The 15,973-nt window shown below is 65.8% G+C and carries 16 protein-coding genes; 12 read left to right on the top strand and 4 right to left on the bottom strand.

Going from position 1 to position 15,973, the window contains the following annotated elements:
* Window positions 1-19 precede the first annotated feature (19 nt).
* The 6 genes from GO308_RS06490 to GO308_RS06465 all read left to right on the top strand — a co-directional run bounded on the left by GO308_RS06490 (window position 20) and on the right by GO308_RS06465 (window position 5,729).
* On the top strand, window positions 20-301 hold the full coding sequence (locus GO308_RS06490; protein WP_066674233.1) for a hypothetical protein: 282 nt from the start codon (window positions 20-22) through the stop codon (window positions 299-301).
* The gene (locus tag GO308_RS06485) at window positions 298-678 is read left to right on the top strand and encodes a type II toxin-antitoxin system VapC family toxin (protein ID WP_240884665.1); all 381 of its coding nucleotides are present in this window, start codon (window positions 298-300) and stop codon (window positions 676-678) included. Before GO308_RS06490 ends, GO308_RS06485 begins: the two co-directional genes overlap by 4 nt.
* Window positions 675-1,412, top strand: coding sequence for a tRNA (guanosine(37)-N1)-methyltransferase TrmD (trmD, locus tag GO308_RS06480; RefSeq protein WP_066479602.1), 738 nt, complete (start codon window positions 675-677; stop codon window positions 1,410-1,412). The genes GO308_RS06485 and trmD overlap by 4 nt, the downstream gene beginning before the upstream one ends.
* Window positions 1,409-1,798: a 50S ribosomal protein L19 gene (rplS, locus tag GO308_RS06475; RefSeq protein WP_066479600.1), complete on the top strand. Its 390-nt coding sequence runs from the start codon at window positions 1,409-1,411 to the stop codon at window positions 1,796-1,798. The genes trmD and rplS overlap by 4 nt, the downstream gene beginning before the upstream one ends.
* A 267-nt stretch (window positions 1,799-2,065) precedes the next feature.
* Entirely contained in the window at window positions 2,066-4,261 is a 2,196-nt protein-coding gene (locus GO308_RS06470; protein ID WP_240885205.1) for a S9 family peptidase, read from the top strand.
* 7 nt (window positions 4,262-4,268) lie between these two features.
* Window positions 4,269-5,729: an ATP-binding protein gene (locus tag GO308_RS06465; RefSeq protein WP_240884664.1), complete on the top strand. Its 1,461-nt coding sequence runs from the start codon at window positions 4,269-4,271 to the stop codon at window positions 5,727-5,729.
* A gap of 6 nt (window positions 5,730-5,735) precedes the next feature.
* On the opposite strand, the gene GO308_RS06460 is transcribed toward GO308_RS06465, so the two are convergent.
* Window positions 5,736-6,650, bottom strand: coding sequence for an AraC family transcriptional regulator (locus tag GO308_RS06460; RefSeq protein ID WP_240884662.1), 915 nt, complete (start codon window positions 6,648-6,650; stop codon window positions 5,736-5,738).
* Window positions 6,651-6,699: 49 nt separating this feature from the next.
* Window positions 6,700-6,846 carry a hypothetical protein gene (locus GO308_RS06455; RefSeq protein WP_240884660.1) on the bottom strand — a complete coding sequence of 49 codons (147 nt, stop codon included), beginning with the start codon at window positions 6,844-6,846 and terminating at the stop codon, window positions 6,700-6,702.
* Window positions 6,847-6,883: 37 nt separating this feature from the next.
* Between GO308_RS06455 and GO308_RS06450 the strand changes: the two genes are divergently transcribed.
* The 4 genes from GO308_RS06450 (at window position 6,884) to GO308_RS06435 (ending at window position 11,344) form a co-directional block, all read left to right on the top strand.
* Window positions 6,884-7,912 carry an aspartate-semialdehyde dehydrogenase gene (locus GO308_RS06450; RefSeq protein ID WP_066480122.1) on the top strand — a complete coding sequence of 343 codons (1,029 nt, stop codon included), beginning with the start codon at window positions 6,884-6,886 and terminating at the stop codon, window positions 7,910-7,912.
* 150 nt (window positions 7,913-8,062) lie between these two features.
* Complete coding sequence (locus GO308_RS06445; protein WP_066549795.1) at window positions 8,063-8,710, top strand: DsbA family protein; 648 nt, start codon at window positions 8,063-8,065, stop codon at window positions 8,708-8,710.
* Between the two features lie 11 nt (window positions 8,711-8,721).
* Window positions 8,722-9,477 (top strand): alpha/beta fold hydrolase, encoded by a 756-nt coding sequence (locus tag GO308_RS06440; RefSeq protein WP_240884659.1) that lies wholly within the window; start codon window positions 8,722-8,724, stop codon window positions 9,475-9,477.
* Between the two features lie 58 nt (window positions 9,478-9,535).
* Window positions 9,536-11,344 carry a M2 family metallopeptidase gene (locus GO308_RS06435; protein ID WP_240884657.1) on the top strand — a complete coding sequence of 603 codons (1,809 nt, stop codon included), beginning with the start codon at window positions 9,536-9,538 and terminating at the stop codon, window positions 11,342-11,344.
* Window positions 11,345-11,595: 251 nt separating this feature from the next.
* Here the strand turns inward: GO308_RS06435 and GO308_RS06430 are convergent, their stop codons facing one another.
* On the bottom strand, window positions 11,596-13,032 hold the full coding sequence (locus tag GO308_RS06430; RefSeq protein ID WP_066479586.1) for an AMP nucleosidase: 1,437 nt from the start codon (window positions 13,030-13,032) through the stop codon (window positions 11,596-11,598).
* 82 nt (window positions 13,033-13,114) lie between these two features.
* Entirely contained in the window at window positions 13,115-13,597 is a 483-nt protein-coding gene (locus GO308_RS06425; RefSeq protein ID WP_240884655.1) for a peroxiredoxin, read from the bottom strand.
* A gap of 114 nt (window positions 13,598-13,711) precedes the next feature.
* On the opposite strand from GO308_RS06425, the gene GO308_RS06420 reads away from it, so the two are divergent.
* Entirely contained in the window at window positions 13,712-14,272 is a 561-nt protein-coding gene (locus GO308_RS06420; protein ID WP_240884654.1) for a YqgE/AlgH family protein, read from the top strand.
* Between the two features lie 132 nt (window positions 14,273-14,404).
* A complete protein-coding gene (gene ahcY, locus GO308_RS06415; protein ID WP_240884653.1) occupies window positions 14,405-15,817 on the top strand; it encodes an adenosylhomocysteinase in 1,413 nt (470 codons plus the stop codon).
* Window positions 15,818-15,973 lie beyond the last annotated feature (156 nt).

The raw sequence follows: 15,973 nt of genomic DNA, 5'->3' as shown, positions 1-15,973 counted from the left end.
CGTATATACGGAGGCGGCGATGGGCGAGGAACGTGCGGAGTGGGCGGGCAAGACCTTCAAGTCGGGCAACTCGGTCGCGCTGCGTCTGCCCAAGGGACTTGGTATTCCGGAGGGTACTGAGGTGCGCGTGGTCAAGGAGGCACCGATGACATTTCGGGTGGAGCCGGTCGATGCGCCGAGGCGCAAGATCGACATCAGCGGTTTCGCGGGGAAAGCACCCGGTGCAAGACTGATACCGCATGGCGATTTTGACGAGCGGCCGAGTGCCATCGCGCGCCGATTGGCCGCAACTGAGAAGTGACCAAGTATCTCATTGATGCTGACTCCGCCATCTACGCGATGGCGGAGCGGCACTCAGCTTTGAATCAGAGGTTGGCCGATTGTTATCCGGGCGACGTCGCCATTTCCGTCATCAGCTTTGCCGAGATCGCAGTGGGAAGCTATGTCGGCAAGCCGCCAAGTCCTGAGGTTCTTTCCGCCTTCATCAGGGTTGTGCCGATCCTGTCTTTTGACGAGGTAGCGGCCCACGCTTACGCCCGTTTGCCCTTCAAGCGCGCCCGTTTCGACCGCCTGCTCGCCGCGCACGCGCTCAGCCTAGGCGCGACGATCGTTACCAATAACGAAGCCGACTTCGCCGACATCCCGGGACTGCGGCTTGAGAACTGGACGGTGGCGTGACCTTCGCCGCGACCATCCTCACCCTCTACCCGGACATGTTTCCGGGCCCGCTCGGCCATTCGCTGGCGGGGCGGGCGCTGGCGGAAGGACTCTGGTCGTGCGATGCCCGCAACTTCCGCAACTTCGCCACCGACAAGCACCGCACGGTCGATGACACCCCGGCGGGCGGCGGTGCGGGCATGGTGCTGAAGGCGGACGTGCTGGCGGCGGCGTGCGATGCAGTCGGCTATGACCGGCCGATGCTGGCGATGACACCGCGCGGGCGGCCGCTGACCCAGGCGCGGGTGCGCGAGCTGGCGGCGGGCCCGGGCGTGTCGATCCTGTGCGGCCGGTTCGAGGGGTTTGACGAGCGGCTGTTCGACGCGCGCCCGATCGAACAGGTGTCGATCGGCGACTATGTGCTGTCCGGCGGCGAGATGGCGGCTTTGGTGCTGCTCGATGCTTGCATTCGGCTGATTCCCGGCGTAATGGGCGCGACCTTGAGCGGGGAGGACGAGAGCTTCGAAACGGGGCTGCTCGAATATCCGCAATATACCCGACCTGTCGAATGGGAAGGGCGCACGATCCCCGAAGTGCTGCGATCGGGGGATCATGCGAGGATCGCGGCCTGGCGCAAGCAACAGGCAGCGGCCGATACACGGCTAAGGAGGCCGGACCTTTGGGAGCGCCATGACGGCGTTCGGGTCGGTACTCCCTCTGGCGCGCAGCGACGAGAACAGGACGAGACGACATGAACCTCATTCAGACGATCGAGGCGGAACAGATTGCCAAGTTCACCGCTGCCAAGAAGATCCCCGAATTCCGCCCCGGCGACACGCTGAAGGTCGGTGTGAAGGTGGTCGAAGGCGAGCGTACCCGCGTCCAGAATTTCGAAGGCGTGTGCATCGCACGCTCGAACAAGGGCATGGGCAGCAACTTCACCGTCCGCAAGATTTCGTTCGGCGAGGGCGTCGAGCGCGTCTTTCCGCTCTATTCGCCCAACGTCGAGTCGATCGAGGTCGTGCGCCGCGGCGTCGTGCGGCGTGCGAAGCTCTATTATCTGCGCGGCCGCACCGGCAAGTCGGCGCGCATCGCCGAGCGCCGCGACATGCGCCCCGCCAAGACCGAAGCCGCCGAATAATTCGGCGACTTCGCGACGATCTTACGGGCGTGGAAGCATCCGCTTCCACGCCCGTTTCGCGTCCGGACGCATCGGTTTCACGACATCCCCGCCCGCCGGCAACCCTTTACCGCGCGCAGCCGAGCCGCAATAACGGTCGCGCCAGCCCTCGCGTTCGTCGGGGTGCCTTTAGCGGAGAGAATGAGGATGTCGAAATGGGCGGCTACGGCCCTGTTCGTGAAATCGGGGCTCGTCGCCTCTCTGTTGAGTGCAGGAATGCTGATCACCATGGATGCTGATGCCCAGACGCCGCAGGCGAACGCAGCCGCTGCCCGTGCCGGCGACCTGACGCTGCAGCGGGTGTTCGCCAGCCCCGACCTGTCGGGAGCGACGCCGCGCCAGTTGAAACTTTCCCCGGACGGCAAGCTGTTGACGCTGCTGCGCAACCGGGCCGACGAGCGCGAGCGGTTCGACCTGTGGGCGATGGATACCGCAACGGGCGAATGGCGCATGCTGGTCGACAGCCGGAAGATCGGCACCGGTGCAGAGCTGTCCGAAGCCGAGAAGATGCAGCGCGAGCGCGCGCGCATCGGCGGCACGCGGGGTATCATCGCCTATGACTGGACGCCCGATGGATCGGCGATCCTGGTGCCGCTCGACGGCGACCTGTTTCTCGCCACGCTCGACGGGCAGGTGCGCCGCCTGACCGAGAGCACTGCCGGCGAGCTCAATCCCGCAATCAGCCCGGCGGGGCGCTATTTGAGCTTCGTGCGGGACCAGAATCTGTACGTCCAGCCGATCGCAGGCGGCGACGCACGCCGCATCACCCCCGACGGCACGGGCACGGTGCATTGGGGCGAGGCAGAGTTTGTCGCGCAGGAGGAGATGGACCGTTCGGACGGCTATTGGTGGTCGCCCGACGACACCCGGATCGCAGTCCAACGCTTCGACGAAGCGACGGTCGGGATCGTCAGCCGCGCGGCCATCGGTGCCGAGGGTACCCGCGTCTATGACCAGCGTTACCCCAGGGCGGGGACGGACAATGCCCGGGTCGACCTCTATGTCATGGCGCCGGACGGATCGGGACGGGTCAAGGTCGATCTGGGCACCGACCCCGACATCTATCTGGCGCGTGTGGACTGGACGCCCGACGGCCGCGCGCTGCTCGTCCAGCGCCAGAGCCGCGACCAGCGCACGCTCGACCTTTTGCAGGTCGATCCCGCAACCGGCGCGTCGAAGCTGCTGTTCACCGAGCGCGCGGGCGAGCGAAGCTGGATCAACCTCCACAACGCGCTGCGGCCGATGCGCGACGGGTCGCTGATCTGGTGGTCGGAGCGTGATGGCCATGGCCACCTCTATCGCTGGAAGGGCGGGCGCTGGACCCAGCTGACCAAGGGCGAGTGGGAAGTCGCCGGGATCGTCGGCGTTGACGAGGCCAAGGGCCGGATTACCTTCCTCGGCAACAAGGACGGCGTGCTCGAGCGTCATCTTTACGCCGTCGACCTGGCGAAGCCAGGTGCCGTGACCCGCTTGTCCGAGCCGGGCTGGTGGCATGGTGCGACCGCGAATCGCGACGCCAGCCGGATGATCGTCACGCGCTCCAGTCCGGATCAGCCGCCGCAGGTCTATCTGGCGGATGCGACGGGCCGACGTACCAGCTGGGTCAACGAAAACAAGGTTGCCGGCGATCATCCCTACGCGCCGTTCATGGCGAGCCACGAGCCCAAGAAGTTCGGGACGATCAAGGCCGCCGACGGCACCGTGCTGCATTGGGAGATGATCACGCCAAAGCTGGAGCCGGGCCGGAAATATCCGGTGTTCTTCCAGCATTATGGCGGCCCGCATGCCCAGACGGTCAGCCGGCAATGGGCGGGCGCGCTCCAGCAATATTTGGTCGACCGCGGCTATATCTGGTTCCAGCTCGACAATCGCGGCGCGGCCAATCGCGGCAAGGCGTTCGAGGACCATTTGTTCCAGGCGATGGGATCGGTCGAGGTCGCCGATCAACGCGCCGGGGCCGAATGGCTGAAGCAGCAGGCGTTCGTGGATGCCGACCGCATCGTCACCTATGGCTGGTCCTATGGCGGCTATATGACGCTCAAGATGCTGGAGGCGGACCCCGGGCTCTATGCGGCCGGCATTGCCGGTGCCCCGGTCAGCAAGTGGGAACTGTACGACACCCATTATACCGAGCGTTACATGGGCGATCCGCGCCGCGTGCCCGACGCCTATCTGAAGTCCAACACGGTCGAGGATGCGCTCAAGATCCGCGATCCGCTGCTGCTCATTCACGGCATGGCGGACGACAATGTCGTGCTCCAGCATTCGACCGTGATGATGTCGAAGCTTCAGGGCGGGGCGGTGCCGTTCGAGCTGATGCTGTATCCCGGCCAAACGCACCGGGTCGGTGGGCCGGGGGTCAGCGAACATCTGTGGACAACCATCCTCGACTTCCTCGACAGGCGGGTCGTGAAGCCGCAATAGCGCGGGCATGACGGTTCAGGTGGAAATGGGGGTCGACGTCACGGGCAAGCCGGTGGCGATGGACCTTGAGGAACTGCTTGCCACGCGATTGCTCGTCCAGGGCAATTCGGGCTCGGGCAAGTCGCACCTGCTCCGCCGCCTGCTCGAACGCAGCGCGGGCCGCGTGCAGCAAGTGGTGATCGACCCCGAGGGCGATTTCGTCACGCTTTCCGACGCCTATGGTCATGTCGTGATCGAGGCGGGCGACTATTCGGAGCGTGAGGTTGCCCGCTTTGCCACCCGCATCCGCGAACACCGCGCGTCGGTGGTGCTCAGCCTCGAGGGGCTGGAGGCGGAGGGGCAGATGAAATGCGCCGCAGCGTTCCTCAACGCGCTGTTCGAAGCGCCGCGCGAGCATTGGTATCCGGCACTGGTCGTAGTCGACGAGGCGCAATTGTTCGCGCCCGCCGGTGGCGGCGAAGTGGCCGAGGACGTGCGGCGCGCGTCGCTGTCGGCGATGACCAACCTGATGTGCCGGGGGCGCAAGCGTGGCCTTGCCGGCGTGATCGCGACGCAGCGGCTGGCCAAGCTGGCGAAAAACGTCGCGGCGGAGGCGTCCAACTTCCTGATGGGGCGCACCTTTCTGGACATCGACATGGCGCGCGCCGCCGACCTGCTCGGCATGGAGCGGCGCCAGGCGGAAGCGATCCGCGATCTCGCGCGCGGCACCTTCCTCGCGCTGGGGCCGGCGGTATCGCGGCGGCCGGTGGCGGTGACGATCGGCGCGGTCGAAACCTCGGCGCGCAGCGGCAGCCCGAAGCTGGTGCCGCTGCCCGAGGCACCGAGCGGCGACCTGAAGGAGCTGTTGTTCGACACCACCGACGATCTGCCGCTGTTCACCCCGCCGCCCGCACCTACGCCAGTGCCGGCCGAGCGCGTGATCGCCGACATCGCCGCGCCCGTGGCGACGCCCCGCGATGTTGCGGTCGATCGGCCTGGATTGAGCGCGACCGAGGCGGAAGCGGTCGTCGCGCAGGTGCTGCGCGCCATCGTCGATGAGGCGGGTTCATCGACCCGGTCGGCGGCGGTGCTTTTCCAGGATTTCCAGGTCCGATGCCGGATGCTGGGGCTGGCTCAGCCCCCGCTCGACCTCGCCCAATTTGCCCGCCGGCTGTCGGCGGCGCGTGCGGGGATTGTCGAGGGCATCGACGGCGACTGGGCTCCCGCCTTCGATGCGGCGCGCGAGCTGCCCGACGATATGCTCGGCCCGTTCCTGCTCGTCGCCCGCGCGGCCCGAGACGGGGAGCCGTGCCCGACCGATGCCGATATCGCGCATGTCTATGGCACCAGCTCGCTCGGCCGAGTCAAACGGTTGATCGCCTATATCGAGGGGCGCGAGCTGTTCGTGTGCCGCACCGACCTGTCGGGCAAGCGATCGATTGCGATCCCGCGCCTCGGCTGGACGACGCGCCCCGCCGACGCGGCCTGACGTTGCTCAATAGATGTCCCGGTGCGCACGGCGGTATCGGCCGGGCGATACGCCGATTTCGCGCCGGAACGCGGTCGTGAAGTGCGAGACATTGGCGAACCCGCAGGATTGGGCAACCGCGTCGAGCGGTGTCGCCGTCTCGCTCAACAGGCGCGCGGCGCGCGTCAGCCGTTGCCAGGCGACATAGTGATAGGGCGAATAGCCGGTGGCGAGCTTGAACATCCGGCAGAAATAATAGGGCGAAAGCCCTGCCACGTCGGCCAGTTCGTTGAGGGTGAGCGGCCGGGCGAGGTACGCGTCGATATACTCACGAACCCGGCGCAACGCCGCCGGCGCGATGTAGAGGCGGTCCGGCTGTCCGCGGCGGACGCGCGGCTGTCGGGTCACCATGTGGACCAGCGACGCCAGCAGGCGGTCGAGCGCAAGGTCCGAGGCGAAGCCGGGGGCTGCGATCTCGCGGGTGAGCATCCGGAACAGATCGGCGGCACGATCGTCGGGCTCGCACAGCACCGGCTCGGCAAGGCGGTCGGCTGCTCCTGCGGTTGCGGCGAGCAGATGGTCGGGCACGTAAAGCGCGACGCAGCTGTGCTCGGCCGGAAACTCCAGTTCAAGCGGCAGACCGGCCGGGATAAAGCTGAACTGGTTTCGACGGAACGGCTTGCGGTAGCGTTGTCCGTCGATGGTCGCTGCACAGGTGCCGACGGCGCCGAGATCGAGCGTCAAGGTGGCGATGTCCAGCTTGTGGCTGGCCGCATGGCAGGTGCCCGAGCCGTGCAGCCCGAAATGGCGGATCGCCGAAATGCCGCTGCGCTCGTGAAAGATCAGATCGGCGACGGGCGGTGCGGAAAAACCCACCGCGTCGTAGCCCGCCGCACCGGTGCGGCCATGATGCCGTGTGGAGGCCTCCGCTCCTGCGTGCATGTCTTCCCCCGGTGCTCGTATCGCCGCACCACATTCAGCGTAGCACACGCTACGAAATCAAAACAGCAATTCGCGTGAAATTCGGCGTCCATTCGACAAGAAGCGCAATATCCGAAAAACGCGATCCCGGCGTGAAGGTAGCTGACGCACCTTTCAATCTGGCGCCGGATGCGTAAATGACGGCGCGGACGGTCATGCGGCCGATCGATCATTCAGAACGGGACACAAGCTTCATGGGTTACCGCATCGTCGTGGCGGGTGCGACCGGCAATGTCGGACGCGAAATGCTCAATATCCTGGCGGAACGGGAGTTTCCCGTCGACGAGCTTGCGGTGGTGGCGTCGTCACGCTCGACCGGCGACATGGTCGACTATGGCGAAACGGGCAAGCAGTACCGCGTCCAGAATATCGACCATTTCGATCCGGCCGGTTGGGACATGGCATTGTTCGCGATCGGCAGCGAGGCGACGAAAGTCCACGCGCCGCGTTTTGCCGAGGCCGGCTGCACCGTGATCGACAATTCGTCGCTCTATCGCATGGACCCCGACGTGCCGCTGATCGTCCCCGAGGTGAACCCGGAGGCAATCGACGGCTACACCGCGCGCAACATCATCGCGAACCCCAATTGCTCGACCGCGCAGATGGTCGTGGCGCTGAAGCCGCTGCACGACGCCGCGCGGATCAAGCGGGTCGTGGTGGCGACCTATCAATCGGTGTCCGGCGCGGGCAAGGCGGGGATGGACGAGCTGTTCGAGCAGTCGCGCAACATCTTTGTCGGCGACCAGGCCGAGCCCAAGAAGTTCACCAAGCAGATCGCGTTCAACGTGATTCCGCACATCGACAGCTTCCTCGACGACGGATCGACCAAGGAAGAATGGAAGATGGTGGTCGAGACCAAGAAGATCCTCGATCCGCGGATCAAGGTGACCGCGACCTGCGTGCGCGTGCCGGTGTTCGTCGGCCATTCCGAAGCGATCAACGTCGAGTTCGAGGACGAGCTGTCGGCCGAACAGGCGCAGCGGATTCTTCGGGAGGCGCCCGGCGTCATGCTGGTCGACAAGCGCGAGGACGGCGGCTACGTGACCCCGATCGAATGCGTCGGCGAATATGCGACCTATGTCAGCCGCGTGCGCGAGGATCCGACCGTCGACAGCGGCCTTTCGCTGTGGTGCGTCAGCGACAATCTGCGCAAGGGCGCGGCGTTGAACGCCGTCCAGATCGCCGAGCTGCTCGGGCGCAGGCATCTCAAAAAGGCGGCTTGAGCGGCTGCGAGCAAGGTGACATCATCCGTGGATGTCACCGCACCGCATCCAGATCGTTTCGCCGCCGGCGATCACGGTTTTGCGTGGCTGGACCGTTGGCGGTCACTGTTGCCGGGTGGCGGGGCGGATGTCGTCGGGGATCGTGACCGCATGACCTTTCATGCCGACCTCTACTGGTCGTTTCGCAGCCCCTACAGCTATCTCGCCACCGCGCGCTATCGGCGGCTGGTCGAGAAATACGACCTCGAGATCGCGCTACGCCCGGTCTATCCGCTGGCGATCCGCCAGCCCGACTTTTTCGAGCGCAATCACCCAAACTGGCTGCGCTACACGCTGATCGACGTGGTGCGCGTCGCGCAGTTCCACGGCATTCCATTCGGGCCGCCGCGCCCCGATCCGGTCGTCCAGAACATGGCGACCAAGCGCGTCGCGGAGGAGCAGCCGCACATCTTCCGCCTCGTCCGCCTGGGCCAGGCAGCTGCGCGGCGGGGACGCGGGCTCGACTTTGCCGATGAGGTCGGGCGCATCGTGTGGGGCGGCGTCGATGGCTGGAATACCGGCGACCACCTGGCCGGAGCGGCGGCGCGCGCAGGTCTCGACCTTGCCGAACTCGAGCGCGAGGTCGCATCCGAGGTCGACCAGCTGGAGGCCGAGATTGCGGGCAACCAGGCCGCGCTGGAGGCGGCGGGCCATTGGGGCGTCCCGACGCTGGTGTTCAACGGCGAGCCGTTTTTCGGCCAGGATCGCATCGATCTGGCGCTGTGGCGGATGCAGACCGCCGGCCTGATCGAGCGCTGAGGCAAGGCGGCATGGCAGCGACGACCCATCACCGTTTTGCGGGTTTCGACGGCGCCGACCTTGGCTGGACCGAGCTGGGGCAGGGGCGTCCGGTCGTCCTGATCCATGGCTATTTCTCCGACGCCGCGACCAACTGGATCAAATACGGCCACGCCGAAGCGATTGCGTCGCGGGGATTCCGCGTCATCATGCCCGACCTGCGCGCGCATGGCATCAGCGCGCGGCCGCACGATCCGGCCGCCTATCCGCCCGATGCGCTGGCGATGGATGGCGAGGCGCTGATCGCGGCGCTCGGGCTCAGTGATTATGACCTCGGCGGCTATTCGCTCGGCGCACGCACCGTCATCCGGATGATGGCGCGCGGGGCGTCGCCGCGCCGCGTCGTCCTGTCGGGCATGGGGCTTGCGGGTGTCGTCGATACCGGCGCGCGTGCCGGTCATTTCCGCCGCGTGCTCACCGGGCTGGGCAGCTTCGCGCGGGGCTCGCCGGAATGGATGGCGGAGGCGTTCCTGAAAACCACCGGCGGCGACCCCGTGGCGCTGCTGCGCATCCTCGGCACCTTTGTCGATACCGACCCGGCGGCGCTGGCGCAGATCGTCCAGCCGGCGCTGGTCGTCTCCGGCGTCGACGATGCCGACAATGGCAGCCATGCCGAACTTGCCGCCGCGCTGCCGAACGCAACGCTGGTCGAGGTGCCGGGCAATCACATGAGCGCGGTGACGCGGCCCGAACTGGGCGCGGCGATCGCCGACTTTCTCGCCGCTTGACCGCGGGGCGGTCGATCCGCCAGTCTTTGACGCATCAAATCATTTGTCGGGAATTTCAATGCTCCGCACCGGTATCTCCGCGCTCGCCCTGTCGACCATGCTCGCGCCGGCCGCTTTTGCCCAGTCCGCGCCGAACGCCGCGGCCGCCGATGCCTTCGTCGCCAAAGTCGAGGCCGACCTGTACGAATTCAACCAGACCGCGGCCAAGGTCGCGTGGATCAACGCGACCTATATCACCGACGATACCGACGCGCTTGTCGCGCAGGTCTCGGCGGAGGGCACGCAGAAGTCGGTCGATTATGCGATCGAGTCCGCCAAGTTCGCCAGGGCGACCGCGCTGTCGCCCGACACGCTGCGCAAGCTCAATTTCATGCGCAGCGGCCTGACGCTCCCCGCGCCGACCCGCGAAGGGGCGGCGGCGACACTGGCGACGATCTCGACGCGGATGTCGTCGACCTATGGCAAGGGCAAGGGCACGCTGAATGGCCAGCCGATCAGCGGCAGCGACATCGAAGCCGCGATGGGCACCGAGCGCGATCCCGATCGTCTGAAGGAAATGTGGGTCAGCTGGCACGACAATGTCGGCGCGCCGATCCGCCAGGATTATGCCCGTACCATCGGCATCAGCAACGAGGGCGCGCGCGAGCTGGGCTTCAAGGACGTCGGCACGATGTGGCGGTCGAACTACGACATGCCGCCCGAGGAGTTCGCCAAGCTGACCGACAAGCTGTGGAACGAGGTGAAGCCGCTCTACCAGTCGCTGCACACCTATGTCCGCTGGAAGCTCAACGAGAAATATGGCGACGCGGTCCAGCCCAGGACCGGGCCGATCCGCGCCGACCTGCTCGGCAATATGTGGGCGCAGGAATGGGGCAACATCTACGAACTGGTCGCGCCGTCGGGGGCGGGCGATGTCGGCTATGACGTCACCGAGCTGCTGACCGCCAAGGGCTATGACCCGATCAAGATGGTGAAGGTGGGCGAGGGCTTCTATTCGTCGCTCGGTTTCGATCCGCTGCCGGAAACCTTCTGGACGCGGTCGCAATTCGTGAAGCCGCAGGACCGCGAAGTGCAGTGTCATGCCTCGGCGTGGGACCTGGACGACAAGGACGACATCCGCATCAAGATGTGCATCAAGGTGAACGCCGACGATTTCGTCGTCATTCACCACGAGCTCGGCCATAATTACTATCAGCGCGCCTATAAGGGCCAGTCGCTGCTCTATCGCGACGGGGCCAATGACGGCTTCCACGAAGCGATCGGCGACTTCGTCGCGCTGTCGATCACCCCCGACTATCTGGTCAGCATCGGGCTGCTCGACCAGGCGAAGGTGCCGAGCGCGGACAAGGATATCGGCCTGCTGCTGCGCCAGGCGATGGACAAGGTCGCATTCCTGCCGTTCGGGCTGCTGATCGATAAATGGCGCTGGGGCGTGTTCGCGGGACAGATCCCGGCAACCGGCTATCAGGGCGCGTGGGATGCGCTGCGCCTGCAATATCAGGGCGTCGCCCCGCCGGTCGCGCGCGACGAGACGCGGTTTGACGCGGGTGCGAAATATCACATCCCGGCGCACGTGCCCTATACCCGCTACTTCCTGGCGCGGCTGCTGCAGTTCCAGTTCTACAAGGCGGCGTGCGACCAGGCGGGCTGGCAGGGCCCGCTCCACCGCTGTTCCTTCTATGGCAACAAGGAAGTCGGCGCGAAGCTGAACGCGATGCTGGAACTCGGCAAGTCAAAGCCCTGGCCGGACGCGCTCGAGGCGTTCACCGGGAGCCGGGAAATGTCGGGCAAGGCGATGGTCGAGTATTTCGCGCCGCTGAAGGCGTGGCTGGACGAGCAGAACAAGGGGAAGCCGACCGGGTGGTAAGGTCCGTCGCCCCGGCGTAGGCCGGGGCCGGTGGCTAAGGGGGTGCTCCGACGGTGAGCGGCCCCGGCCTGCGCCGGGGCGACGCATGTTGCGTGGGTCCTTCGATACGGGTCTTCGCCAGGCTCAGCCCCTACTCAGGATGAGCGGATAAAGATGGGCAACCGAGAATTGTCTTACGCCCAACCGCTCATACCGAGTAGCGACTGAGCGAAGCCGAAGGCGCGTATCGAAGGACACACACGCCCCTCAACTCACCGAAACGGCGGCTCGTTGAACGCGCGGAGCTTGCGGCTGTGGAGGCGGGGGCCTTCGCGGATCAATTCCTCGACGGTGGCGATGCCGATGCGCATATGTTCGTTGATCGCGCGTTCGTAGAATTTGTTGGCCTGCCCAGGCAGCTTCAATTCGCCGTGCAGCGGCTTGTCCGAAACGCACAGCAATGTGCCGTAGGGCACGCGGAAACGATAGCCCTGGGCGGCGATCGTCGCGGACTCCATGTCGATCCCGACCGCGCGGCTCAGGGAAAAGCGTAGCGCCGACTGCGAATAGCGCAGCTCCCAGTTGCGATCGTCGGTGGTGACGATCGTGCCGGTGCGCAGCCGCCGCTTCAGCTCCTCGCCCGACTGGCCGCTCACCGTTTCCGCCGCGCGGGCCAGCGCCTGTTGCACTTCGGCGATCGCGGGCACCGGGATTTCCGGGGGCAGCACGTCGTCGAGCACGTGATCGTCGCGCAGATAGGCGTGCGCGAGCACATAATCGCCGATCCGCTGGCTAGGGCGCAGGCCGCCGCAATGGCCGATCATCAGCCACGCCTCGGGCCGCATCACCGCCAGGTGATCGCAGATCGTCTTCGCGTTGCTTGGGCCCACACCGATATTGACCAGCGTGATGCCCGCGCGATTGGGCGCGATGAGGTGATAGGCGGGCATCTGGTGCCGCCGCCATGCGCTGTCGGTCACCAGCCGTTCGGGATCGTCGCCCGCGCGGATGACGACGCCGCCCGCGCCCGACAGCGCGGTGTACGGCCCGTCGCCCTCGAGCTGCTGGCACCCCCAGCGGACGAATTCGTCGACATAGCGGTGATAGTTGGTAAACAGCACGTAACGCTGGACGTGCTCGGGCGGGGTGCCGGTGTAATGGCGCAGGCGCGCGAGCGAGAAGTCGGTGCGCAGGCCGTCGAACAGCGCGAGCGGCCGCACGCCTTCATGATCGGACCAGACGCCATCCGCGATCTCGTCGCCGATATGGGCGAGCTCGGTCGCCGGGAAATGGCGCGCCAGCTCGGAGGCGGAGACCTCGTCGAGGCTCAGCGCATGGCCGGGATCGAGCACATAGGGAAACGGGATTTCCTGCCGCCCCGGCACCGCGTCGACCACGACATCATAATCCTCGATCAGCAGTTCGAGCTGTTCGGTCAGATAGTCGGCGAAAATGGCGGGCTTGGTCACGCTGATGCGATATTCGCCCGCGGTGACCAGCCGTCCGAACGACCGGAGCGGTGCGGGCCGGTCCGGCCCGCCGGCATAGCGCAGCCGGATCTCGGGATAGGCGAAGCTGCCATCGCCGCGCATCGCGACCGGCGGCGGGGTGCGGTCCGCCAGATAGCGTTCAAGTGCCTCCTGGAGGCGGGACACGGAGGCGCGATAGAGCCGGTCGAGCTCCGCGACGATTGCAGCTGCTTGAGTCATCGACCGTGGTTAGGACGGTGTCGTTACGCTGGCAAGTCAGCCGGCCCCGGACGCGCATCGGCGCCGCCGGGGCCGGGAGGGCTCACAACCGGTCGAGCAGATATTCGGCGCTGCTGACCTTGAATTCGCCTGGTGTCTCGACGAACAGATGCTCGACGACGCCGTCATTGACCACCATCGTGTAACGCTGGCCGCGTGTGCCCATGCCGAACTTGCTGCCGTCCATGCTGAGCCCGGTGGCGACGGCGAATTCGCCATTGCCGTCGGCCAGCATCGTCACCTTGTCGTTGACGCCCGACGCCTTGCCCCACGCCGCCATGACAAAGGCGTCGTTGACGGCGGTGCAGGCGATTTCGTCGATCCCCTTGGCCAGGATGGCGTCGGCATGCTCGACGAACCCGGGCAGGTGCTTGGCCGAGCAGGTCGGCGTAAAGGCACCCGGCACCGAAAACAGCGCTACGCGGCGGCCCGCGAAGTAGCTCTCGCTGTCGGTCGCGTCGGGGCCCTGGTCAGTCACGCGGATCAGCGTGGTCTTGGGCAGGCGGTCGCCCACTTGGATCGTCATGTCATTCTCCCTCGGTGGCGTGCATCAACATCAACGCCTGCAGCGCCTAGTTGTGCCGAACGCGCCGGTTTTCAAGCATGGTCGCGGGCGGCGATCGACGTTATGCTGTAAACCATGTCGACGCCTGCGTTCCTGACCGGCCAGTTCCTGCTTGCGATGCCCGGGATCGGCGATCCGCGTTTCGAGCGTTCGGTCATCGCGATGTGCGCGCATGATGAAAATGGCGCGCTCGGCATCGGCATCGGCAGCGAGATCGAGGGGCTGGGGCTGCACGAGCTGCTGGGTCAGTTCGATATCGCGCCCGGCGATGCGCCCGATGCCCCGGTTCATGCCGGCGGCCCCGTCGAGCCGATGCGCGGTTTCGTGCTCCATTCGACCGACTGGGGCGGACAGGACACGATCGAGGTCGCCGGGCGCTGGAACCTGTCGGGCACGATCGACGTGCTGCGCGCCATTGCGGAGGGCACCGGGCCGTCGCGCTGGCTGGTCGCGCTGGGCTATGCAGGGTGGGGCGAGGGGCAGCTGGACGGCGAAATGACCCGACACGGCTGGTTCAGCACGCCCGGCGAGCTGGCGCTGCTCTATGACATCCCGGCCCGGTCGCGTTGGGAGCGGGCATTTTCGGGCGCGGGCATCGATCCCCGGCTGCTGGCGAGCAGCGCCGGGCGCGCCTGATCGCTTCAGGACCGCATATAAAGATATCTTTATATAGCATTTGCGTTGCACCGGGCTTGCCGGTAAAGGCGCGGGCAGGATCGCGCGGGCGCATCGCCCGCGACGGCACCCAACTTGCCCAGGAGATTTGACGTGGCCACCGCGACGCTCGCCCCCGCCCAGGATTATGTGATCAAGGACATCGAACTTGCCGCTTTCGGCCGCAAGGAGATCGAGATCGCCGAGACCGAAATGCCCGGCCTGATGGCGCTGCGCGACGAATTCGGCGCGACCAAGCCGCTGAAGGGCGCGCGCATCACCGGGTCGCTGCACATGACGATCCAGACCGCGGTGCTGATCGAGACGCTGATCGAGCTGGGCGCCGAAATCCGCTGGGCGTCGTGCAACATCTATTCGACGCAGGACCACGCGGCTGCCGCGATCGCCGCGCGCGGCATTCCGGTGTTCGCCGTCAAGGGCGAGACGCTGGAGGAATATTGGGACTATGTCGTGCGCATCTTCGACTGGGGCCAGGACACGACCTGCAACATGATCCTTGACGATGGCGGCGACGCGACGATGTTCGCGCTGTGGGGCGCGCGGGTCGAAGCGGGCGAGGAACTGTTCGTGCCCGGCAACGAGGAAGAGGAAATCTTCGTCGCCACGCTCAAGCGTTTCCTGGCCGAGCGTCCGGGCTACCTCACCAAGACCGTCCAGAGCATCAAGGGCGTGTCGGAAGAGACCACCACCGGTGTCCACCGCCTGTATGAACTCGCCAAGAAGGGCAAGCTTCCCTTCCCGGCGATCAACGTCAACGACAGCGTGACCAAGTCGAAGTTCGACAATCTTTATGGCTGCAAGGAATCGCTGGTCGATGCGATCCGCCGCGCGACCGACGTGATGCTCGCCGGCAAGGTCGCGGTCGTCGCCGGCTTCGGAGATGTCGGCAAGGGTTCGGCCGCGTCGCTGCGCAACGGCGGCGCGCGCGTCATCGTCACCGAAGTCGATCCGATCTGCGCGCTGCAGGCGGCGATGGAGGGCTATGAGGTCGTGACGATGGAGGAAGCGGCCAAGCGCGCCGACATCTTCGTGACCGCGACGGGCAATGCCGACGTCATCACGCTCGATCACATGCGCGACATGAAGAACATGGCGATCGTGTGCAACATCGGCCATTTCGACAGCGAGATCCAGATCGCGGCGCTCAACAACTACAAGTGGACCGAGATCAAGCCGCAGGTCGACGAGGTCGAGTTCCCCGACGGCAAGAAGATCATCGTTCTGTCCAAGGGCCGCCTGGTCAATCTGGGCAATGCGACGGGTCATCCCAGCTTCGTCATGTCGTCGAGCTTCACCAACCAAGTGCTGGCGCAGATCGAGCTGTGGACCAACACCAGCGCATACCAGAACGAGGTGTACGTCCTGCCCAAGCATCTCGATGAGAAGGTCGCCGCGCTCCACCTCGAAAAGCTGGGCGTCAAGCTGTCCAAGCTGACCGAGAAGCAGGCGAGCTACATCGGCGTGCCGGTCGAGGGCCCGTTCAAGCCGGATCATTACCGCTATTGATCGGGATTTGTTGCCAGTGATGTTTCGGGAGAGCGCCGTTCGCGGCGCTCTCTTTTTGTCTGCGGCGAACGGGCTTGCGATGCCTTGCCGTGACCGGCCGCTGCCTTTGCGCACCATTTTTGTCACAACATTACGCCGGAGCCGGTTTTTTCGTAA

It is taken from the genome of Sphingomonas sp. SFZ2018-12 (genome assembly GCF_022496715.1).
Lineage (GTDB): Bacteria > Pseudomonadota > Alphaproteobacteria > Sphingomonadales > Sphingomonadaceae > Sphingomonas.
Note: the sequence above shows the minus strand (reverse complement) of the source record. Positions and strands in the feature narration are given on the sequence as shown.

Coding starts and splice junctions, on each gene's coding strand:
- GO308_RS06490 (WP_066674233.1), top strand. CDS start 20: ATGGGCGAGGAACGTGCGGAGTGGGCGGGCAAGACCTTCAAGTCGGGC.
- rplS (WP_066479600.1), top strand. CDS start 1,409: ATGAACCTCATTCAGACGATCGAGGCGGAACAGATTGCCAAGTTCACC.
- GO308_RS06470 (WP_240885205.1), top strand. CDS start 2,066: ATGGATGCTGATGCCCAGACGCCGCAGGCGAACGCAGCCGCTGCCCGT.
- GO308_RS06465 (WP_240884664.1), top strand. CDS start 4,269: ATGACGGTTCAGGTGGAAATGGGGGTCGACGTCACGGGCAAGCCGGTG.
- GO308_RS06460 (WP_240884662.1), bottom strand. CDS start 6,650: ATGCACGCAGGAGCGGAGGCCTCCACACGGCATCATGGCCGCACCGGT.
- GO308_RS06455 (WP_240884660.1), bottom strand. CDS start 6,846: ATGACCGTCCGCGCCGTCATTTACGCATCCGGCGCCAGATTGAAAGGT.
- GO308_RS06450 (WP_066480122.1), top strand. CDS start 6,884: ATGGGTTACCGCATCGTCGTGGCGGGTGCGACCGGCAATGTCGGACGC.
- GO308_RS06445 (WP_066549795.1), top strand. CDS start 8,063: ATGACCTTTCATGCCGACCTCTACTGGTCGTTTCGCAGCCCCTACAGC.
- GO308_RS06440 (WP_240884659.1), top strand. CDS start 8,722: ATGGCAGCGACGACCCATCACCGTTTTGCGGGTTTCGACGGCGCCGAC.
- GO308_RS06435 (WP_240884657.1), top strand. CDS start 9,536: ATGCTCCGCACCGGTATCTCCGCGCTCGCCCTGTCGACCATGCTCGCG.
- GO308_RS06430 (WP_066479586.1), bottom strand. CDS start 13,032: ATGACTCAAGCAGCTGCAATCGTCGCGGAGCTCGACCGGCTCTATCGC.
- GO308_RS06425 (WP_240884655.1), bottom strand. CDS start 13,597: ATGACGATCCAAGTGGGCGACCGCCTGCCCAAGACCACGCTGATCCGC.
- GO308_RS06420 (WP_240884654.1), top strand. CDS start 13,712: ATGTCGACGCCTGCGTTCCTGACCGGCCAGTTCCTGCTTGCGATGCCC.